Origin of the sequence: Streptomyces sp. NPDC005962, from assembly GCF_040629205.1 — a bacterium.
Classification (GTDB): Bacteria; Actinomycetota; Actinomycetes; order Streptomycetales; family Streptomycetaceae; genus Streptomyces.
In genome coordinates this window covers 63,835-84,769 of record NZ_JBEXVE010000015.1, presented here as the reverse complement: position 1 = coordinate 84,769, position 20,935 = coordinate 63,835, and the positions used below count along the sequence as shown (strand labels likewise).

Annotated in this window: 20 protein-coding genes and 1 pseudogene; 7 read left to right on the top strand and 14 right to left on the bottom strand. The window is 67.9% G+C overall.

Annotation, left to right across the window (positions count from 1 at the left end):
* Positions 1-35 precede the first annotated feature (35 nt).
* The 4 genes from ABZ370_RS24600 to ABZ370_RS24585 are packed head-to-tail and all read left to right on the top strand — an operon-like array spanning position 36 to position 3,439.
* A complete protein-coding gene (locus tag ABZ370_RS24600) occupies positions 36-929 on the top strand; it encodes a 3-hydroxyacyl-CoA dehydrogenase family protein (RefSeq protein WP_358624689.1) in 894 nt (297 codons plus the stop codon).
* Complete coding sequence (locus ABZ370_RS24595) at positions 926-1,240, top strand: acyl carrier protein (protein WP_358624687.1); 315 nt, start codon at positions 926-928, stop codon at positions 1,238-1,240. Before ABZ370_RS24600 ends, ABZ370_RS24595 begins: the two co-directional genes overlap by 4 nt.
* Positions 1,233-2,342 carry an acyl-CoA dehydrogenase family protein gene (locus tag ABZ370_RS24590; protein ID WP_358624684.1) on the top strand — a complete coding sequence of 370 codons (1,110 nt, stop codon included), beginning with the start codon at positions 1,233-1,235 and terminating at the stop codon, positions 2,340-2,342. The genes ABZ370_RS24595 and ABZ370_RS24590 overlap by 8 nt, the downstream gene beginning before the upstream one ends.
* Positions 2,339-3,439 carry an HAD-IIIC family phosphatase gene (locus tag ABZ370_RS24585; protein WP_358624681.1) on the top strand — a complete coding sequence of 367 codons (1,101 nt, stop codon included), beginning with the start codon at positions 2,339-2,341 and terminating at the stop codon, positions 3,437-3,439. Before ABZ370_RS24590 ends, ABZ370_RS24585 begins: the two co-directional genes overlap by 4 nt.
* Here the strand turns inward: ABZ370_RS24585 and ABZ370_RS24580 are convergent.
* Positions 3,417-4,079, bottom strand: coding sequence for a class I SAM-dependent methyltransferase (locus ABZ370_RS24580; protein ID WP_358624679.1), 663 nt, complete (start codon positions 4,077-4,079; stop codon positions 3,417-3,419). The genes ABZ370_RS24585 and ABZ370_RS24580 overlap by 23 nt on opposite strands.
* Positions 4,080-4,380: 301 nt before the next feature.
* Here ABZ370_RS24580 and ABZ370_RS24575 point away from each other — a divergent pair, with 301 nt between their 5' ends.
* Complete coding sequence (locus tag ABZ370_RS24575; RefSeq protein WP_358624677.1) at positions 4,381-5,199, top strand: AfsR/SARP family transcriptional regulator; 819 nt, start codon at positions 4,381-4,383, stop codon at positions 5,197-5,199.
* Between the two features lie 54 nt (positions 5,200-5,253).
* On the opposite strand, the gene ABZ370_RS24570 is transcribed toward ABZ370_RS24575, so the two are convergent.
* Positions 5,254-5,496 carry an SDR family NAD(P)-dependent oxidoreductase gene (locus tag ABZ370_RS24570; RefSeq protein ID WP_358624675.1) on the bottom strand — a complete coding sequence of 81 codons (243 nt, stop codon included), beginning with the start codon at positions 5,494-5,496 and terminating at the stop codon, positions 5,254-5,256.
* 88 nt (positions 5,497-5,584) lie between these two features.
* Here ABZ370_RS24570 and ABZ370_RS24565 point away from each other — a divergent pair, with 88 nt between their 5' ends.
* On the top strand, positions 5,585-6,478 hold the full coding sequence (locus ABZ370_RS24565; protein WP_358624673.1) for a helix-turn-helix transcriptional regulator: 894 nt from the start codon (positions 5,585-5,587) through the stop codon (positions 6,476-6,478).
* A 72-nt stretch (positions 6,479-6,550) separates the two neighbouring features.
* Positions 6,551-7,342 (top strand): SDR family NAD(P)-dependent oxidoreductase, encoded by a 792-nt coding sequence (locus ABZ370_RS24560; protein ID WP_358624671.1) that lies wholly within the window; start codon positions 6,551-6,553, stop codon positions 7,340-7,342.
* Between the two features lie 153 nt (positions 7,343-7,495).
* On the opposite strand, the gene ABZ370_RS24555 is transcribed toward ABZ370_RS24560, so the two are convergent.
* From ABZ370_RS24555 to ABZ370_RS24500, 12 genes and pseudogenes are all read right to left on the bottom strand, one after another.
* A complete protein-coding gene (locus ABZ370_RS24555) occupies positions 7,496-7,933 on the bottom strand; it encodes a hypothetical protein (protein WP_358624668.1) in 438 nt (145 codons plus the stop codon).
* Positions 7,917-8,009: pseudogene (locus ABZ370_RS24550) on the bottom strand (XRE family transcriptional regulator); the annotation flags it as partial. The gene ABZ370_RS24555 and the pseudogene ABZ370_RS24550, both read right to left, overlap by 17 nt.
* Positions 8,010-9,619: 1,610 nt before the next feature.
* Entirely contained in the window at positions 9,620-10,015 is a 396-nt protein-coding gene (locus ABZ370_RS24545) for a heme-binding protein (RefSeq protein WP_358624666.1), read from the bottom strand.
* A 63-nt stretch (positions 10,016-10,078) separates the two neighbouring features.
* A complete protein-coding gene (locus tag ABZ370_RS24540) occupies positions 10,079-10,834 on the bottom strand; it encodes an SDR family oxidoreductase (protein WP_358624664.1) in 756 nt (251 codons plus the stop codon).
* A gap of 4 nt (positions 10,835-10,838) precedes the next feature.
* A complete protein-coding gene (locus ABZ370_RS24535) occupies positions 10,839-11,327 on the bottom strand; it encodes a hypothetical protein (RefSeq protein ID WP_358624661.1) in 489 nt (162 codons plus the stop codon).
* A complete protein-coding gene (locus tag ABZ370_RS24530; RefSeq protein WP_358624659.1) occupies positions 11,324-12,961 on the bottom strand; it encodes a GMC family oxidoreductase in 1,638 nt (545 codons plus the stop codon). The genes ABZ370_RS24535 and ABZ370_RS24530 overlap by 4 nt, the downstream gene beginning before the upstream one ends.
* Before the next feature lie 68 nt (positions 12,962-13,029).
* Positions 13,030-14,685 (bottom strand): hypothetical protein, encoded by a 1,656-nt coding sequence (locus tag ABZ370_RS24525; protein ID WP_358624657.1) that lies wholly within the window; start codon positions 14,683-14,685, stop codon positions 13,030-13,032.
* Between the two features lie 270 nt (positions 14,686-14,955).
* Positions 14,956-15,393 (bottom strand): NAD-binding protein, encoded by a 438-nt coding sequence (locus ABZ370_RS24520; protein ID WP_358624897.1) that lies wholly within the window; start codon positions 15,391-15,393, stop codon positions 14,956-14,958.
* The gene (locus ABZ370_RS24515; protein ID WP_358624910.1) at positions 15,305-16,357 is read right to left on the bottom strand and encodes a portal protein; all 1,053 of its coding nucleotides are present in this window, start codon (positions 16,355-16,357) and stop codon (positions 15,305-15,307) included. The genes ABZ370_RS24520 and ABZ370_RS24515 overlap by 89 nt, the downstream gene beginning before the upstream one ends.
* Positions 16,358-16,730: 373 nt before the next feature.
* Positions 16,731-18,305 (bottom strand): amino acid permease, encoded by a 1,575-nt coding sequence (locus ABZ370_RS24510; protein WP_358624655.1) that lies wholly within the window; start codon positions 18,303-18,305, stop codon positions 16,731-16,733.
* A gap of 58 nt (positions 18,306-18,363) precedes the next feature.
* On the bottom strand, positions 18,364-19,719 hold the full coding sequence (gene hisD / locus ABZ370_RS24505) for a histidinol dehydrogenase (protein WP_358624653.1): 1,356 nt from the start codon (positions 19,717-19,719) through the stop codon (positions 18,364-18,366).
* 158 nt (positions 19,720-19,877) lie between these two features.
* Entirely contained in the window at positions 19,878-20,783 is a 906-nt protein-coding gene (locus ABZ370_RS24500) for a LysR family transcriptional regulator (RefSeq protein ID WP_358624651.1), read from the bottom strand.
* Positions 20,784-20,935 lie beyond the last annotated feature (152 nt).

Sequence of the window (20,935 nt, the reverse complement as noted above, 5' to 3'; positions counted from 1 at the left end):
CGGCGGCAACGGCTCGGGACCGAAAGAGAGGCGACATGGCAGCGGAGTACGGTACGCCCGGCGCCGGGCAGCGACTGGCTGTGCTCGGGGCGGGGGTGATGGGGACGGGCATCGCCGCGCTGGCGGTCGGGCACGGGATGGCGGTGTCGCTGATCGACCTGGACCGGCGGCGGCTGGACGAGGTCCCGGCGAGCATCGGCCACCAGGTGCGGATGGCGCGGCTGATGGGCGCGCTGCCGGACGAGGCCGACCCCGGCGCTCTCGTCACCGGCCTGTCGCTCGCCGACCTGGTCACGGGCGACGACGCGGCGCCCATCGCGGTGATCGAGGCGGTCACCGAGAACGCCGACGCCAAGGCGAAGGTCCTCGCGGAGGTGTCCGCGCTGGTCCCGCCGGGCACCCCGGTCATCTCGAACACGTCGGCGATCCCCATCGACGAACTGGCCGGGGCGGTGGCGCGGCCGGAGGATCTGGTCGGCACCCACTTCATGAACCCGCCGTATCTGATCCGGACGGTCGAGGTCATCCGGGGTGCGCGGACCGGCGAAGCCACCCTGGACGCGCTGCGGGCCCTGCTCGCCGCGCTGCGCCGGGAGCCGATCGTGGTGGACGACGCGCCGGGCTTCGTCACCAGCCGCATCCTGCACCCCATGATCAACGATGCGGTCCGGGTGGTGGCGGCGGGCACCGCGAGCGCGGAGTCGGTCGACCGGCTGATGCAGGGCTGTCTGGGTCATCCGACGGGCCCGCTGCGCACCGCCGACCTCATCGGGCTGGACAACCTCGTCGACTCGCTGTGGGTGCTGCACAGCCGGACCGGCGACGAAGGGTGCCGCCCCTGCGACTTGCTGCTGGAGCTGGTGCGGGCGGGCCACCTCGGCCGCAAGAGCGGGCGCGGCTTCTACGACTACGAGGGAGAGCAGGCATGACCACGTCATCCGACCCCATCGGCGGCCCCGGCACGGTCCAGACGGACCTGCTGGGGTTCCTGGCGAAGCGCACGGGGAAGACCTGGGCGACCGACTCGGATGTCTTCGGTTCCGGTGGGCTGTCCTCGCTCTTCGCCATGGAGCTGGTGGTGCACCTGGAGCGGACGTACGGCATCGCCATCCGCGGCGCCGATCTGCGGATGGAGAACTTCCGCACGGTGCTGGGGATGGCCGCGCTGGTCGAACGGCTCCGGGAACCGGCCCACGGCGGCTCCGGTGGGCCCGGCGGCTCCGGGGGCTCCGGTGCGTGAAGCCGTCGCCGCGGCGGCCTCGGCGGTCACCGAGCTGGTCGGCGACCGGGCGTCCGACTGGGACCGGGCGGGCCTGCTGCCCGAGGAGCTGGTGCGGAAACTCGGTGCGGCAGGGCAGCTCGCGACCCAGCTCCCGGCCCGGTACGGCGGATTGGGGTGGAGCAGCGCGGACAGCGGGGAGTTCACCGCGCACGTCGGCAGTCTGTGCAGCTCGCTGCGGAGCGTCATGACCTCGCAGGGCATGGCCGCGTGGATGGTCGAACGGCTCGGTGACCCGGCGCAGGCGGCGGCGCTGCTGCCGCGGCTGGCCTCGGGCGACACCGCCGCCGTGGCCTTCAGCGAACCGCAGGCGGGCAGCGACCTGTCGGCCATCGAGACCACCGTCACCACCGACGGGGACACCCTGGTGCTCACCGGCCGCAAGAAGTGGGTGACCGCCGCCGACTACGCCGATCTCCTCCTGGTCATCGCCCGGATGGACGAGGGCGCCGCCGTGGTGGTGGTCCCCCGGACCGCCCCCGGGGTCCGGGTGCGGCGGGTGGCCGATCCGCTGGGCTGCCGCGCGGCCGGGCACGCCGATGTCCAGCTCGACGGGGTGCGGTTGCCGCTCGACAGCCTGCTGGGCGGCGGGCGGCAGCCGCTGCCCCTGCTGGTGACGACGGCCCTGGCGTACGGCCGGATCTCCGTCGCCTGGGGGTGCGCCGGGATTCTGCGGGCCTGTGTGGCGGCGGCCGTCGACCACGCCGCGACCCGGCACCAGTTCGGCCAACCGCTGGGGCAGCACCAGCTCGTCGCCCGGCACCTGGCCGACCTGTGGGCCGCCGAGCAGGTCGCCACCCGGGCCTGCGAGTACGCCAGCCGCTGCTGGGACGACAACGCCGCCGACCTGGCCACCGCCGTCGTGCTGGCCAAGTACGTCAGCGCCGGGCAGGCGGCCAAGGGCGCGGCGGCCGCGGTCCAGGTGCTCGCGTCGGCCGGGGCGCAGGACGGTCACGTCGTGGCCCGGGCGTACCGCGACGCCAAGCTGATGGAAATCATCGAGGGCAGCAACGAGGTGTGCCAGCTGATCCTGGCCGACGCCGCCACGAGGAGCCGAACATGAGCGACACCGCCCCGGCGGTCCCGCCCGTGACCGTGAAGTGCCTGGTCTGGGACCTCGACAACACGCTCTGGCAGGGCACGTTGCTGGAGGACGGGAACGTCGTCCTGCCCGAGGCGATCCGCGAGGTGATCGCCGCTCTGGACGCGCGCGGCATACTCCAGTCGGTGTGCAGCCGCAACGACCACGACCTCGCCTGGTCGCGGTTGGAGGCGCTCGGCGTCGCCGACTACTTCGTCCTCCCGGAGATCGGCTGGGGGCGTAAGTCGGACGCCGTAGGCCGGATCACCGAGCAGCTGAATTTCGCCCCCGGCACCATCGCCTTCATCGACGACCAGCCGGCCGAGCGGGCCGAGGTCGCCTACCACCTCCCGGATGTGCGCTGCTATCCGGCGGAGGACGCCACGGCGCTGCTCGGCCTGCCCGAGTTCAGCCCGGGGTCGGTGACCGCCGACTCGCGGCAGCGCCGGAAGATGTACCAGGCGGGCTTCCGGCGCACGGACGAGCAGTCACGGTTCACCGGCTCGCACGAGGACTTCCTGCGCTCGCTGGACATGGAGATGCGCATCGAGCGGGCCACGGAGGACGAGCTGACGCGGGTCGAGGAACTGACCCTGCGCACCAGCCAGATGAACGCGACCGGGGTGCACTACCCGGACGGGGTGCTGCGCGCGCTCCTCGCCGACCCCGGCCACGAGGTCCTGGTCACGACGCTGACCGACCGCTTCGGGCCGCACGGCGCCGTGGGGGTGGTGCTGCTCCAAAAGCACCCGGCGGCGTGGCATCTCAAGCTGCTGGCCACCTCGTGCCGGGTGGTGGCGTTCGGCGCCGGGACGATCATCCTGAACTGGCTGGCAGACGAGGCCGCCCGGGCCGGTGTCCATCTGCTGGCGGACTTCCGCGCCACCGACCGCAACCGGATGATGGAGATCGCCTACCGGTTCGGCGGCTTCGACGAGCAGCCCTGCGACTGCCGGGGTCAGGTCCCGGTGAGTTCCGGCGAGGACGTCCAGCTGCTGCACCTCGCCGCCGAGCGGCGGGACGCCCCCACCATGACCAAGCTGATCGCCTGCGAGCTCACTTCCGGCGGACCAGAGTGATGCCGTCGGCCACCGGGAGCATGCAGACATCGACCCGCTGGTCGTCGCGGATTCTGGCATTGACCTCACGCACACCGGCGGTGTCCGCGTCGTCGGCGAGGGGGTCGATGACGCGGCCGAAAAAAAGCGTGTTGTCGATCACCAGCAGTCCGCCCGGCCGCACAAGTCGCAAGGCCAGCTCGTAGTACCGCGGGTAATTCGCCTTGTCTCCATCGATGAAAACAAGACCGAAACCATCGGAACAGCCTTCGGCGATCATCTTCTCAAGAGTGTCGGTCGCCGCACCGATACGAACCTCGATCCGCTCGGAAACGCCCGCCCGCCGCCAGTAATCGGCGCCGATCTCCGGCCACCGCTCACTGATGTCACAGGTGACCAATCGCCCGTGCGGCGGAAGAGCGCGAGCCATGCACAGGGTGCTGTAACCGGTGAAGGTGCCGATCTCCAGCACCTCCGCGGCTCCGGTCGACGCGATCAGAAACGCGAGGAACTGCCCCTCCTCGGCCATGACCTGCATCGCTTCCCCACCGGGCAGCTCCGCGGTCAGCAGGCGCAGATCGCGCAGGATCTCATCTTCCCTGAGGGAGACGTCCCTGACGTATTGAAGAAGCTCCGGACCGGCTGCGGTCTGATTCGCCATATCGCGAACCCTAAATGGCATTCCACCGGAAATTCAATAGCGCACCGTCCCGCCATGGCGAGACCGCAAGAGCTCCGGCACGGCGCCGGTGATGGTGATGTGGGTCTCGTTTGCCGACATGATGCACGGGGCATCGAAGCGGCCAAGGCCCTCGCCCTTTCCGCTCCGTAAACATTCCCTAGGGGATTCCCAGATCCCACGGCACCGTTGTGCGCGACAGGGAAGCGAAGTTACGGTGGCGTCCGGTATTGCAGGGGGTTCGAGAAAGGCGTGTCCATTGCGCGTAAACGTGTTGGGACCCGTGCAGCTGGTGACCGACAGCGGAACTCTCATCCGGGTGGAGACCCGCAAGCGGCGCGCGCTGCTTTCCCTGCTGGCGCTGGACACGAACCGGGTCGTCTCCATGGACCGGCTGGTCAACGTGCTCTGGGAAGGCGCCCCTCCCAAGCACGCCCGGACCGTCGTACACGGCCACATATCCGCGCTCAGACAGGCACTCGGACCCCGTGTGTCGATCGAGACGTGCTCTCCCGGATACGCGCTCGTCATCGACGCGGACCGGGTGGACGCCCACCTGTTCACACAGCTGGCGGAGGCCGCCTCCGAGCGCATCCACGACGTCGACGCCGTCTCCCTCCTGCGCGAGGCCCTGGCGCTGTGGCGCGGACAGGTCCTGACCGACCTGGCGGGATTCGCCTGCTGGCACGACCTGGCGATCCCCTGGGAGGACGCGCGCCTCAACGCGCTGGAAGCGCTGGCCAAGCGATTACTGCGGGCCGGCCGGCCGGCGGAGGCCGTGGCGGACCTGAGGTACGCCGTGGGCCAGCATCCGCTGCGCGAGAGTCTGACGGCGCAGCTGATGACCTGTCTGCACGCCGCCGGACGGCAGGTCGACGCCCTGCACATGTACGACTCCGTACGGCGGCGCCTGGCGGATGAACTGGGGTTATACCCGGGCCCCGAGCTCCGCGAGGCGCATGCCGCACTCCTCAGACAGGACACCCCGAGCCCGTCGCGGGGACGTCCGGAGGCCGACTGGCCTCACCACTCCGACCAGCGCTCGGACCACTGCGTGTCATGCCACCCGACAACCCACGCACCGGCCCGTCTGAGCCCGTGACAGGTCACGACAGTCGATGACACCTCATGACAGCGCGGGTGGTGACGGGGCTTTTCAGCGTCGGTGAGGCCCTCGACGGCGAACTTGGCGGCGACGACCGCGGCCGGCACCTGCGGCGGGGTCGATGACGTCCAGCGGCAGTGCGAGCGCGTCGTCGGCATAGGCATCGACGATGTCCTTCACCTGGTCGGCGCTGCGGGCGGTGACGACCGCCCGGTGACCGGCTGCGAGAACCTGCCGGGCCAGGGCACGGCCGAAGCCGGTCGAGCAGCCGGTGACGACAAAGCCGCAGGCCAAGGCCGTAGCGGGGGCTGGTCTTGACCGGGAAAGACCTGCCCCCCTTCAGCAGTGGAACCTCACCCGGGGCCGGGGAACACTGGAGGACATGGCGAAGAAAGCCGAGGAGATCAAAGAGTTTCTGCGCACCCGGCGTGACGCGCTCCGGCCCTCACAGGCCGGGCTGACGAACCACCCGGGCCGCCGCGTCCCGGGCCTGCGCCGCGAGGAGGTCGCGCAGCTGGCCGGCGTCAGCGTGGACTACTACACCCGCCTCGAACAGGGACGGCTGACCAGCGCCTCCGAAGGCGTCATCCTGTCCATCGCCGAAGCGCTCCAGCTGACCCAGGCCGAAACCCAGTACCTGCGCGATCTGCTCCGCCCCCAGCCCCGGCAGGCGGCAAAGGAACCCACACCGCGCCAGCAGGTACGCCCCGACCTGATGCGCATCCTCGACGGCATGCACGACCAGCCCGCCTTCGTCCTCGGGCGCCGCAACGAGGTCCTGGCTTCCAACGCCCTCCTCGATGCGCTGCTGACCCCGTTCAACGAGCGCGATACCGACGACCGCAATCTGCTGCGCTGGATGCTCCTGGACCCTGCCGCTCGCGACCTCTACCTCGACTGGGCCCAGGTCACCTCCGAAGTCGTCGGTGTCCTGCGCGCCGAAGCCGGCCGCTACCCCAACGACGCGCAGACAGCCCGCTTCGTCGACAAACTCAAGGCTGCGAGCCCCGAGTTCGTGACCTGGTGGGCCGAGCGCACCGTCGTCGAACGCACCTGGGGCACCAAGCGGTTCGACCACCCCCTGGTCGGCCGCCTCGACATCACCTACGAGGCCCTCACTCTCCCCGGCGACCCGGACCAAATCCTGTTCATCTACGCCGGCAAGACCAACGCCGACCTCGAAAAGCTCCGCATCCTCGCCAGCTGGAGCATCCGCCGGACAGACCAGACCCCGGCCGACGCACCGCCACACGAGCGCCGGGGCTCGAACCCGTAGGAGGAGCGTTCCGGTGCCCGACCGTACGGGCTCTCTCGCGCTCCGAACGCCCCCTTCATGGGAGGAACCATCATGCCCACGTCCACCGTTCGCCGACCGCTCGCCTTCGTCACCGGCGCCTCCAACGGCATCGGCACCGAAGTCGCCCTCGAACTGGCCAACCGCGGCTACGACATCATCGGCACCGGCCGCAGCGACTCCATCGACACCGTCGCCGAAGGACTGCGGGCCCTTGGCGCCACCGTCTATCCGCTCCGCGCCGACCTCGGTACCTATGACGGCGTCGAAAACCTCTGGAAGCAGGTCCACGAGACCGGAAGGTCCCTGGACATCGCCGTTCTCAATGCCGGCATCAGCATCGGCGGCGCCTTCGCCACCGACACCGACCTCGACGACGAACTCAACCTCATCGCCCTCAATATCAACGCCGTCGTCCACCTCGCCAAACGCGTCGTGCCCGACATGCTGGCCCGCGGCGCCGGCCGCATACTCATCACCTCCTCCATCTCCGCCACGACGCCCACGCCCTACGAGACCGTCTACGGGCCGTCGAAGGCGTTCGGCTACTCCTTCGCCGAGTCCCTGCGCGAAGAGCTCCGCGGAACCGGCGTCACTGTCACCGCTCTCCTGCCCGGTGCCACCGACAGCGACTTCCATGCCCGCGCCGGCATGGGCCAGACCTCCATCGGCAAGGGCCGGAAGAATGACAAACGGCTCGTCGCCAAACAGGGCGTCGACGCCCTCCTCGCCGGAAAGGACCACGTCGTCGGAGGCGACCGCGCCACACAGCGCACCGCCTTCCTCAACCGGTTCCTCCCCGAGCCCGTCAAGGCCCGTCGCCAGGGAGCCAACGCCAAGCCGTAACCCCGGCCCAACGACCTCTGTTGGATGTCGCACCGGTCACCACCATCCTCCTGCCCGGCAGAGCAATGCTCTGCGCGGGGCAGGCGCCGGGTGGCTTGGGCGATCCCTGCGCGCGACCCCGAACGGCGCCTATCCAGGGCCCGGGTGCGGCACCTAGGCGGAGGCGACGGTCAAGGTGAACGATGCGGTCAGTCCGGCTTCAACGTCGCGCGGGTCGACCGGCGCCACGTCAAGGAGCAGGTCCGGCCCGCCCGCCGACTGGTAGACCAAGTCGTCCTCGTTGCGCAGCCGCTCCAGGGTCGTGTGCTGGTTGTAGGGTGCGAGCCCCGCCACGGCCTCGTTGTACTCCTCAGGCAGGTACACCTGCCCCGTATACCTCTCCTGACCGCCGATGACGGGTGCCGCGTCCGGACCCAGCACGGTGATGCGCAGGTGGAGCGCGACGCCGGAACGGCCCTCGGCGATGTTCGGACTCGTGAAAAGCCCTTCCACGCCGGGGTTGCACTCGCTGTCTTCGGCGGCCACGGCTTCGACGTCGCCCTCATCTCGCGATCCAAGGAGAAGCTCGACGGCCTGCTGCGAGCTGGTCATAGCTCCAGCCTCGCGCCGCCCGCAGCCGCGAGAGTTCCAGACGCAGCTCATGGAAGTCCGGATCGGGCGGAAGAATTCATCTAACCATCCGACGGTGCAGAGCCCTGCCCTGTCAGTGCAGACCTCTGCCCTGTTTTTTGCGAGCGATGGCGCCACGCACAGGGCAGAGGTCTGCACTAGCGTGTGCGGCCACCCCCAGATTTCTGCGGGGCGGCGCGGAAACGACGGGAGGGACCAGCGCCCCATGAGACTTCGCACGACACGACCCGGAGTCCGCCGTGCCTGGACAGCAGAACTGCGCCCGCAGCCCGGCGGGCCGATCCTCGTGTGCCAGCAGTGCCCCCACAGTCGGCGACCGCTGAGCGGTCGATCGGCCCGATCGGAACTCCTGGCTCACCTGGCTCGCCACGCCCGCCGCGATCCCATCCCGGCGCACCTCCGCACCTGCCAATGCCACGAGCGCGGCTGTCACTGGCACCCCCGCCACCGTGGTTGCAGCGGGCCCATCCGGCTTTTGCTGGCACGAGAGCAAGGCGGACGGCTATGGCGTCTCGCCGACGCCTGTACAGCCTGCGCCGCGGCCACCTCGCAGGCATCCGTCGTGCCCGACGCAATCGCAGGCGCGACGGCAGCGCCCTCCACGCACTCGAACATCCGTCGCAAGCACCGCCGCCCCAGAAGCCCGGACGGGCAGACCCGGGTACGCGAGATGCTCAGCTACCTCGCCGCGGCACTACCGGCCGACACAGGAGCCGCTGGCCGGCTGATCGCTCTACAGTGCGCCTTGCGGATGAACGACTCGGCCCAAGTCCGCTTGCCGTTCGGAGTGCTGCGCAGCCTTCGGCTGGCACCGGCCACGGACCCCTGGCGGGAACTCGAACAGGCACAGTGGCTGCGTACGACCCTGCACAAGCCGCGCTCCAGTGATCGTGTCGTGGTCGTCCACCTGCTCGACACCGGATTGTTCACCCAATACCCAGCGCCCCGACAGACTGAGCGCCGCCGACTGGGCGCTACGCGCCTCCAGCTGTGTCCGTACGGGCTGCGTGCCTCTTCCCCGACTTGTTGCCCTGTGTCTCGCGGCCCACACTGCTCCAGGAGGCGATCACGGGATGGCCGAAGCGGAGCGACTGGCACGTGAGTGCGGTCTGGCATCCACCGCGCTACTCGATGTCCTCAATCAGTTAGAAGCCGCAACGATCCTCAGTTCATGGAGCATGACAGCGTCGTCTGGAGATCTGTGCTGGGCACTGACGAAACATTACGGGCGCGACCGCAGATCAGCGAACGTTGTCCCCACGGTTGGGTAGGACTACAGAAGGCTTCCGCGACGGCCGAGGGCATGACCTTGATCGTCGAAGAGCGGGATCAAGAGGCCGCCGGAGATCAAGTTCGTTCCTCTCCCTACCCCTCCCAGCCAACTGATCTCGGAGCGCTTGGCCTCAGGCCTGCGAAGTCGGCTGTCGGCAACGCGAAGGAGCGGCACACAGAAAGCAGAGCGGGCACGGGCCCTGGTCCCTGTTGATCTCCACGAATCCAACGGCGGGTCGAGACCAGCCGCATCGAGCGCGCACTGCTGTGCCGCGGTCGACTGCCGGGGGTGGTCAACGCCGTGACGTGCCCTCCCTTCTGGGGTTGTGACCAGGTACGGCGTGCACACCGTGGGGGCCAACGGTTTTGGGTGGGTCAGCGGGGGTCGAGGGCGGCGCGGGCGACGTCGTCGTCCTGCTCTACCGTTCCGCCAGAGATGCCGATCGCGCCGGTGACCGGGTGGCCAAGGGGATGGCCGCCGGCGAAGGTGACCAGGGGGCGGCTGGTGTTGGCGATGGCGAGGTTGTAGAGAGGCGCGCCGGGCTGGACGAGTTCGGTGATGTCAGCGGTGGGCATCCGCATGACAGCTGAGGTGTATGCCTTGCCGATCGCAATGTCCAGGCTGACGAGGTTGGCGTCGTCCTGGCGGGCGAAAGCGACGAGGTGTCCTCCGGCGTCTACGACAGCGATGGACATCGGCACGCCCAACTCAACGGCCCGACCTTTGGCGGCATTGATCGCGGCTTCCGCTTGGGTGAGGGTGATGGTCACAAGGCGCTCCTGTTCATGGTGGTCCTGGCCGAGCCCAGCCAGGTGTCCGGAGGGTGGGGGCGGTCAAAGGACACCGCCGTCGATGATGAGGGCCTGCCCGGTCAGGTAGGAGGAGGCGTCGGAGGCGAGGAACAGGGCTGCCGCAGCGATCTCCTCGGGGGTGCCTTGGCGCTGCAAAGGGACGGTGCGGGTGACCATCTCCTCCTGTGCGGCGCGCCCGCCCATGAAGGCGATGGCCGGCTCGTTGAACGGGGTGTCCACCCAGCCTGGACACAGTGCGTTGACACGGATGCCGTCGGGAGCAAGTTCGGCTGCGAGTGCTTTGGAGAAGGCGATCACAGCCCCCTTGGAGGCGGAATAGGCGGTCTGTCCGGGGCCACCTTTCAGCCCGGCGATCGAGGCAATGTTGACGATGGTCCCGCCGCCGCGTTTCTGCAGCAGTGGCGTGCCGAAGCGGGCAGTGAGGAAACAGGTCTTGGGGTTGACCTGCATCATGAGATCCCAGTCCGCTTCGGGGAAGCCGGTGATGCTGCCCGAGCGTTGCACTCCGGCGCTGTTGACGATGATGTCGATCCCCCCGAAGCGGTTGGCGGCATGCTGCAGCAGCGACTCCACCTCCTTTGCGCGGGAGGTGTCAGCGTGCACGTAGTGGGAGTGTCCGGCCGCCCCGGTGATGGCTGCGGCGGTCGCGTTGCCCTCGGGGTCGTTGATGTCAGCGACGATCACATTGGCGCCCTCGCGGGCGAATAGCAGGGCTGTGGCGCGACCAATACCAGTGGCCGCGCCGGTGATAACCGCTGTCCTGTTGGCCAAGCGCATGGCGCTAGTTCTCCTTGCCGCGTGTGGGATCCTCGGCATGCGTGCTGCCCGCCTCAGGTGGGGTGAGACGGCAGACTGGACCGCGGTCGACGACATGTTCAAGCAGGTCCAGGTAGGCGTCGACGTCTTCGGTCGCCGGGCGGTCTTCCTGGCCGGGGTAGCCGATCCGTTCACGGACCGAGGGGTTGAGGTAGTAGGCACCGGCCGTGAGCATTGCGAACGACTCGAAGTCCGCCGGGCTGATCTCGGCGAGATGGTCGAGTACAGCCTTGGGCGTGGCGGGAGCGTCTCGTGCCGAGTCCAGGGTGTGGCGGAGTGCCCGGTACATGTCTGGCCGGGCACGCAGTGCCTGGTCGAGCCAGGTGCCAGGCACGTCGGCCTCAGTGGCCGAGGGCATGCCCTCGGCGGATGGGATGAGAACGTCGGCCAGGGCCCCATACAGAGTGCGGTCGCCCTCGATGAGGGTGTCGTCGGACTGGTCGTGCGGTGTCATGCCGGGATCTCCTGGTCGATGCGTTGCGCGATGAGGCGTTCGACCGAGCGCAGGGCGAGCGCCATGATGGTGGCCGTCGGGTTGACTCCGGTCGAGGTGACGAACGTGCTGCCGTCCATCACGTAGAGGTTGGGTACGTCGTGGGCGCGACCCCATTCGTCGACGACGCTGGTCGCGGGGTCAGAGCCCATACGGGCGGTGCCCAGCAGGTGCCAGCCACAGTCGCGCATCAGCGGGGTGTCGACCGTGGAGGCGGCCCCTGCCGCTTCGTGGGCTTCGCGCATCCTGTCGATGTGGAAGTCCAGCAGACGACGGGTGTTCTCCGACGTCCTGTAGACGATCTTGGGGGCGGGGACGCCGTCCGTGTCGGTCAGTTGGGTGTCGAGGGCGACCCGGTTGGCCTCGTCGGGGAGGTCCTCGGCGATGACGCCCCATTCGAAGGAGTGCCCGACGTTGCGTGCTGCTCGGTGGAAGTTGGCCCCCCACGCCTCGGTGCTGGGCCGGCCGCCGTAGCCGGACCGGTGTCCCAGGGGACCTCCGGTCGGCATGGTCTGCCACTTGCCGCCGCGTACGAATCCGCGCGAGCTGTCGGTCTCGTAGAACTGCAGGGAGGTGATGGTCTGGCCGGCTGGTCCCAGCCAGCTTTCGAGTTGCTCATCGTAGGTGCCGACCACCGCGGCGTAGGGGTGGATCATCAGTCGTTTCCCGACGAGCCCGGAGGAGTTCGCGAGGCCTTCGGGGAAGCGCGGCGATGTCGAGAGCAAAAGCAAGCGCGGTGTGCCGACGCCGTTGGCCGCGACAATAACTACGGACGCCTTCTGACGGTGCTGCATGCCAGAGCGGTCTGTGTAGACGGCCCCGTCTGCCAGTCCTCGGGCGTTGACCGTGATCTCGGTGACGCGCGCTCCTGTCACCAATCGCGCGCCATGTTCGATCGCCTGCGGCCAGTGGGTGATGTCGGTGGACGCCTTGGCGCCCTCGGGGCAGCCGGTCTGGCACGTTCCGCGGCGTACGCAGGCCGAGCGACCGCGGTAGGAGCGTGAGGCGATGGCGTTGGTTCCCGGCCACCAATGCCATCCGAGTTTGTCCATTCCACGTGCTGCCTTCAGGCCGGCCTTGCCGATCGGCAGCGGCGGCAGCGGGTAAGCGGTGCTCTCCGGGTAGGCGGGGTCGCCAGCCAGCCCGGAGGCGCCGATGTCCCGGTCCGCCCGGTCGTAGAAAGGTTCCAGATCCTCGTAGGTCAGTGGCCAGTCGTCGGCGACGCCGTCCAGAGTGCGCACCCGGAAGTCCGAGGGAAGCGAGCGCAGCCAGTGCGCCCCGTACAGGATGGTGCTGCCGCCGACGCCGCTGTACATCAGGGGGTTGACATCGGAATCGCTGACCTCGATCGGGTAGTCCGAAGTGGCGGAGCGGACGTTCGGGTTGGGGTGCCACGTCTTCTGGGACAGCAGTTCCCACTCTGCGGTGGCGCCCGCGAAATCGCTGCGCGGTGTCCACCCGCCCTGTTCCAGGCACACAACGCTGAACCCACGGGCGGCGAGTTCTCTTACTGCTACGGCTCCGGAGGCACCAGCGCCGATGACCAGTGCGTCGGCGGTCTCGGGCAGGTCATTGCTGGTCGACGGGAAATACATGATCACCTCGAAGGCTGGGCGAGTTGGTCTTTCTGGTGGGCGGTCCCCCCCTGGTGGCACGTCTGGTGTCAGGCCGACTGTGTGGGAGCCGACTTGATGGTCAGGACAGCCTGTTGCTCGCTCTTGCACATCTCCTTGCATCTGGACTCGGAAGAGCAGCAGACCGAGCAGACCGGTCCCTGGTGAAAGGGGCAGCTGACGAACTCGGCGAGCTCGAAGGAATCCGCGCATGTCGTGCACCTGCTCGTACCGTTCACCTCCTGGGTGTGCGCGTCTGCCCGCGCTGAGGCGATGTTCGCGATGGAGCCCGTGCCGACCGCGGGGAGCGCCGGGTCGATGTTGGAGGCAGCGGTGGCAGGCAGGTAGTAGCGTCCCCGTGTAAGGGCGGCGATGGCCGGGGCCGCGGCGAAAGCGACGATCCCGGACACGAAGGGGGCCAGCGTCTTCCCGAGAGGTCCCGCCACGTTGAACGCCAGCGGCAGAGCAATGGCCAGAGCGAAGACCAGGGCTCCGACCCCGACCGGGTTGTACTTGTACGTGTGGGCGCGCTTGTAGACGAAGTTGCTCGGCGACAGGCCCAGGCGTTTGTTGATGACGATGTCGGAGACGACGGCCATCACCCAGGCCATGATGAAGGTTGCTTCGAACGTCAGAATCGCGTTGAGGTGGTCGAGGATCCCTCCGAACATCAGGCCGGTGCCAACGACTGTGGTCAGGATGACCCAGTACTGGCGGCCCGGTGTGATGTGGAAGATGCGGCAGAAGAAGTTGGCGTACGCCAGTGAACCCGAGTAGACGTTTGTGGTGTTGATGCGCAGCTGGGTGACGATGACGAAGAGGACTCCCCAGATGCCCATGAGCCCGGACAGGTAGGCGCCAGGGTTGGTCGACCCGTCGAATCGCAGGGTGAACCAGCCACCGAGCATGGTCAGGACGCACAGCGTGACGAACATGGACCCGAACCCCAGCGCGACCGCACCGCCGGTCCGCTTGCCGGGCGGGAGGAACCGGCCCAGGTCCGCGGCGCCGGTGGCCATGGAGATGAGTCCGAGACTGGCCGCCATCACCTGCAGCAGCGCCGGGCCCGCTGCGGGGTTGGCGACTGTCGTCGGGACGTGGGACCAGAACGCGGCGTGTGTGTCACTGGTTGCGGCAAGGACGATCGTCCATACGAGGAACCCGAGATAGACCGGCAGGGTGGCCCACATCAGCCAGTTCATCGCCGTGATCCCCCACCAGGTGAGCGGGATGAACACCAGCCCGACCGCGAGGTAGACCGACCAGGACGGGATGACCGGCCAATAGTCGTGGATGGCGGCAGCCATGATTTCGCCTTCGAAGGCGAAGAACATCACGAAGTTGAACGTGTAGATCAGAGACGTGAACGCCGAGCCCATGAAGCCGAACCCGGCACCACGGGTGATGAGGTCGGAGTCCAGTCCGGTGGCGGCTGATATCCGGGTAAGGACGAGCCCGACACCGCCAATGAGTACCGTGCCGAAGATCATGCCGATCAGCGTGTTGACCGTGCCGTAGGCGATGATGAGCTGTCCTCCCCAGGCCAGAAAGAACATCGCCGTGGCGACGCCCAACATGACACCGGTCAGGGAGATGGCCCCCCACTGCCGGTAGGACAGCGGTACACGCCGCAGCGCGTAGTCCTCGCGCCGTTCGTTCCAGCCGCCGCCAACGGCGCCTGCAGAGTCCGAAACGGGTGATGTCATGACTCATTCACCTGCCAATATTTCCGGTGGTCTCGATCGGTCAGGGGCTCCCGGGCCGTGCCTGGAGCTCTTACGACGAAGTTGGGCGCGTGCTCTGCGGTGTCGGGTTCGGCTGGCCGCCGGGCGTGCAGGCGCGGGTGATGGCCAGGGCCGATCGGACCGGACTGCCCAAAGCCCGTATGAGGTGCTTGTCCTGAACTGGCCTCGGAGACTGGTAGACGGGCTGCTTACGGCACGGCCGTGAGCGATCAGTGGAGGGCGCGAAGGTGCTCATGGCCAGGTCTGAGCTACGGGAGAGCCGCCGCCTTCGGCAGGGGCCGTGGACACTGCGACATCCACGTGCGGACACAGATCGCGCGCTGCGAGCGGCCACTTCGCGAACGTCGCGTCTTGTGCCTCCACGTACACGTCGTGCTTGTAGGCGAGCACACCTGCGGCTTGCCCTCCCCGCAGGCGCGCTGTGATGTAGGCGGCGGCCAGACTGGTGACGTCGCGGATGGAGCCCACCCGAAGCAGCGATCGTGTCTCGGCGATTGCTTCGTGCTCGCCTGCGCGCAGCACGACTCTGGTTGCGGGCGAGACTCCGTGGGCTGCGATCGCCACAGCGATGTTGTCCAGGTCATCCGAGCCGACAGCTGCCAGGGCTCTGGCACGTCGTATATGCAGCTGTTCGAGCACAGCCCGGTCGCCGCCATGCCCTGTCAGCACCGGGATGCCGAGTGACCGGGCAAGCCGGACCTGGGGGGGCATGCGGATTCCGCTCGACACCGACCACCGGCACGCCCAGACGCTGCAGTTCGCTGCACAGTCGAAGCCCTACCTGCCCCATTCCGACGATGATCACGTGGCCGAAGCGGGGCAGTGTGCGGGGGCCGATCAGTCCGACCAGCTTCGGGCCGAGGAGGCGCTCGACGATGCCGGCGGTAAAGATCGCGCTGAGGACGACTGTGCCGAGCATGGCCGCGGCGGAAACCACGTAGTACCCGGAGGAAGAAGACGGGGCGGTGGCCGGGCCGACGGTGGCGATCACGCGGGCGGCGTCGAAAAATGCCTGCGCCGGAGGGTGCCCGTGGAGTGTCAGCCATGTGGTGTCGCCCAACAGCACAGCCACCATGCCAAGCAGGCCGGTGAGCATGATGCGCGTCCCCTTGTCGTGGGGCCTGAGCTGCCCCGTGATCCTGCCGAGTCGGGTTTGCCAGCGGAGCCGGCGGCGGGCTGTCCAGGACTCGGTGCGCAGTCGGCCATCGGTCATGCGTACTGCTCGAGCCTGGTGCCCGGTGGTATGGAGGGAGACGAGTTCCGGATCCATGCACTGTCCGGCCAGGGTCGGTGTCACAAGATCGGCCGGCGATGTGACATCGCACTGTGGCAGGAGGCGGATCAACTCATCGGCCACAGTGCGATCGAAGATCGTCGCCTCCATGGGCACGCGGGGGGAGAGGTGAGCCACTGCCAGGGCGTAACGAAGGGCCGCGACATCGTCGTGCAGGAGGACAGCGACACCCTTGGGCCCATCCGCCAGGGCTGTGCGCAGCTCGTCGTCGCGGGGGCTGGTCAGGTGCTGGACGCTGTGTCCGTCATTCTTGAGGGAGGCGCACACGCGGCGTGCGAGGTTCGTCTCGCCGATGATGACGAAGGTTCCAGCGTCTTGATTCCTAGAAGTCTCGTCCATGGTTCTGTTCAGTTCCTGCTGTCGCGGTCTTCGGGCAGACAGGGGTAACCGCGCAGGTGTTGCCGCCCGCGGGAGGTGAAGCAGAGGGTGGGTTCATGTGTGCAGTGGCATGTCGGCTTCATGTTGCATTCCGGTCTTGACGATCCCCCGGGTGTCTTTGGTGGGGGCGTTGTTGCCCCTCTGGACCGCCGGTGGCTGGAACGCACGCTCGCTGTGTTGTCGGAATCGCCCCAGCAGACCAGCTACGAGGACGGTCCTCCGCCATGCGATCGCGCGCACCAGCCGCCGTGGGGCCCGCCTTCCTGGCGGACGACGCTGCGTTGAAGACGGACCCCAGGAACGGGGAACCGTAAGTTGGCGCTGCGACGCGTTGTCACCGCTGTGGTTCGTGTGTGCTCTCGGCTTTTTCGCCGCTGATGGAGGTGGTTGCCAGCTCGCGGTCTGCCTGCGCTGGCGGGCGAGTGCCGTGCTTGTGCTGTACCCGCAGGCCGAGGGCTACCAGGATCGCGGCGAGGCCGAGTGACAGCCAGAGTTCGAGGCGGTGGCCGGGGAGTATGGCCATGAGGATGAGGACGGCGGCGATGAAGGCGATGGTTGCCAGGGTGAGGTAGGGGAAGAGCCACATGCGCACTTCGGGCGAGTGGTTCTGGCGGCGTCGGGTGGCGTACTGGGTGATCGCGATGACCATGTACATCATCAGTGCGATCGCTCCGCTGGATGCCAGCAGATACGTGAAGACACTCGGTAGCAGGTAGTTCGCGACGACGGCTGCCATGCCGATGACAGTGGACGCGACGACGGCGTTGCGTGGCACGCCGCCAGAGGAGGTGACTGCGAAGGCGGACGGGGCGTCCTGGCGTTTGGCGAGTGAGAAGGCCATTCGGGAGGCGGTGTAGATGGCGGAGTTCAGACAGCTGCAGACCGCGATGATGACGACGATGTCCATGATCTGCCGCGCGCCCGGGATGTTCATGCGTTCGAGGACTGCCTGGTAGGAGCCGGAAGCCAAGCCGTCGGCGTTCCAGGGCACCAGACTGACCACGATGAAGATCGACCCGAGGTAGAACAGGCCGAGGCGCCATACGACGGCGCGGATGGCCTTCTTGATGTTGTTCTTCGGCTCTTCGGACTCAGCTGCGGCGATGGTGACGATCTCGCTGCCCTGGAAGCTGAACATGGCGGTCAGCAGAGCGGCGAGGATCGCGGTCGTGCCCTTGGGAGTAAATCCGCCATTGCTCCAGAGGTGCGAGATGCCGCCGGTCGAGGAGCCTGGAAGCAAGCCGAAGATGGCCAGTGCGCCGAGGACGAGGAAGCCCACGATGGCGATGACCTTGAGCAGCGCGAACCAGTACTCGAATTCGCCGTAGTTACGGACGGTAAGGAGGTTTGTGCCCGCCAGGATGACGATGACGGCGAACGCCGGGATCCAGCTCGGGACGCCGGTGATGCCGCTCAGTACCTCGCCCGCGGCGATGGCTTCGATGGGGATGACGAGGATGTAGAACCACCAGTAGAGCCAGCCGATGGAGAACCCGGCCCAGCGTCCCAGTGCGCGGTCGGCGTAGGTGGAGAAGGATCCGGTGTCAGGGTTCGCGACGGCCATCTCTCCGAGCATCTGCATCACCAGGACCACCAGTGCGGCGGCGGCCAGGAACGAGATCAGTACCGCGGGGCCTGCGGTGGCGATGGCGTTGGACGAACCGACGAAGAGCCCGGCCCCGATCACGCCTCCGATGGAGATCATGGTGATCTGGCGGCTCTTGAGGCCTTGGGTGAGTTGTGTGCCTGAGCCGTGCGACGACGAGGCAATACGTCCTTGATCTGGCATGGGATGGTCCTGGTGAGTATGTGACCACAAATCTGCCGGCCGGTCGCTCGGCACCTGCTGGTCACAGGCGGCGACGGCATGAGCGACGAAGACACCTCTGCCGCAGCCGTCTGGAAGCATCTCTTGTGTCGAGGCCCCTCGCCTCTGCGCGGTGCAGAGGCGAGGAGAGCAGGTGGTGCTAGTCGCGGTCGACCGCGGAGGTTCCGTCGAAGGCGCCCGAGTGACGACCGACCTTGTCGATACGGATGGTGGCGGTGGCCCCGTGAGCGGCCAGGCCCTCGAATGCGGAGATCCGCTCGACCGCGGGGGCCAGGGCGGCGGTGCCTTCCTTGGCCACCCGCTGGTATGTCAGGGGCTTGAGGAAGCGGGAGACGGAGAGCCCTGAGTTGTAGCGGGCTGTCTTACCGGTCGGCAGCACGTGGTTGGTGCCGGCGATGCCCTTGTCGGAGTAGGCGACGGTGCTCCAGGGGCCGAGGAACAGCGAACCGTAGTTGGTCAGGTTTTCCAGGAAGAAGTCGTCGTCAGCGGTCTGGATCTCAAGGTGCTCTGGTCCGAGTACGTCCGCCACGGCCACGGCCTCGTGAGCGTCGCGGACCACGATGACCGAGCCGAAGTCCCGCCAGGCAGCGCCGGCGATCTCACGGGTGGCGAGAGACTCGAGCTGTTTGTCGATCGCCGCGATGACCTTGCGCCCGGCCTCTGCCGACGTGGTGATCAGCGCGGCCGGGGAGTTCGGCCCGTGCTCGGCCTGGCCGAGCAGGTCGGCAGCGACCCATTCCGGGTCCGCGGTCTCGTCGGCGATCACTGCGACCTCGGAGGGGCCGGCCAGCAGGTCGATGCCGACGCGGCCGAACAGCTGTCGCTTGGCCTCGGTGACGAAGGCGTTCCCGGCTCCGACCAGCATGTCGACCGGTGCGTCGCCGAGCAGGCCGAAGGCCATCGCGCCCAGGGCCTGGACACCGCCGATGGCGAATACGCGGTCGGCGCGTGACAGGTAGGCGCCATACAGCACAGCCGGATGCGCGCCGTGCTCGCCGGAGGGCGGAGTGCAGGACAGTACCGTGGGCACGCCGGCGGCTTTGGCCACACCGACGGTCATGAACGCACTGGCGAGCAGCGGGAAGCGGCCGGCGGGGAGGTAGGCACCGACACGGGTGACGGGGACATAGCGCTGTCCGCCGGCCACGCCGGGGGCGAGTTCGATCTCGAAGTCGGTCAGATGCTCGCGCTGCGCGGAGGCGAAGCGGTGAGTGCGCTCGTATCCGAGCTCGAGGGCGGAGCGGACATCGACAGGCAGGGCATCGCCGGACTTTTTCAGTTCGGTGGCGTTGATCTCGAGATCGCCGGACCAGCCGTCGAGTTCCTGGGCGTAGGTGCGTACCGCGTCAAGACCCTTGCGCTCGATGTTCGAGAGCATCTCCGACACGCGTTCCACGACCTTCGGGTCGCGCTGGGCGGGCGGACCGTCCACAGCGGGCTGCTTGAGCCACTGGAAGGGGGCGAGTGCCTGGGTTTCGCTGGAGGTGATCTGCATGACACCGGACCGTAGGCCTACATCCAGCCACAGGACTAGAGGAGCATTTCCTGCCCTTTCCACAGGGTTAACCTATGTGTCAGGCGATGGCTGAGCTCGCAGGACTGCAGGTGAGCCAAAGCGCCCCGATGGTCATGCAGCATGGCGGGAGACGGTGATTACGCGCCGTCCGAAAGCCCCCGGATGGTGTCTTCAGCCAGACGGGCGAGTTCCCTGGTGGCACGCGAGAGAGGGTGCCCACTGCGCCTCACCAGCGCGATCGTGTCGTAGAGCGGGTCCGCGAACGACACGGTGTGCAGGCCGGCCGGAAAGGCGGAGCTGTTGATCACAGCGGCGCTGGCGATCGTGTCGCCGACCCCGGAGGCGGCCAAGTGCAGTGCGGCTTCGACATGCTCCAGTTCAATTATCGGATCGATGCGCACCCCAGCGAGCTGAGCCCGTTCAGCGATCTGCCGCCGGGTGGGGTCCTTCCAGCCGTAGTGCGCGTCGTAGAGCACCAGCTGTGCGGCGGCGAGCGCCTCAATGGTCACCGGAGCGCGCGTGCGGTCGCGGTCTGCGCTGACGAAGAAGACCTCATCGCGCATCAGCGGCCTGACGCTCAGCCCTTCGTCATCGATCGGTAGAACGACCAAGCCGGCCTCGATCGTGCCCGCCGCTACGGCGGCTCCGGTCTCAGCGGAGTTCTGGCCCACCAGCCGGACCCGGACCGACGGGTACTGGGCATGAAACGTCTGTACGAGATTGGAGAGCAAGTAATAGTCCGCGTTGCGCAGAACCCCGAACGTCGCGGTCCCTCCGCCCAGGGACCCCAGCGACCGAACCGCTCGGACGCCGCCGTCCGCCGCGTGCAGGGTCTCCTGCGCGAACGGCAGAAGTTCTTGGCCCGCTGCGGTGAGCGTCAACCGTCGGCTACCGCGGACGAAAAGGACCGCGTCCAGCTCCTCCTCAAGGCGCCGCACAAGTTCGGAGACTGAGGCCTGGGCAATGTCCATCGCCATTGCAGCCGCAGTGAACGAGCCGAGCCGTTCGGCTTCGACAAACGCTCTGAGCTGGTTCAGGGTCATCCCGGCCCTCCCGGCAAGGTGCGCCGGATCATGGCCGCCGGCTGCACGCGGCAGGGCATCAGGACGCCGGGGGTTCCGGCATCACCGCAGGTCCGGTGATAGGCAAGGCCAGGCCGGCCGCTGGGACGGTTCGGGGTGGGCATGGCCCGCAC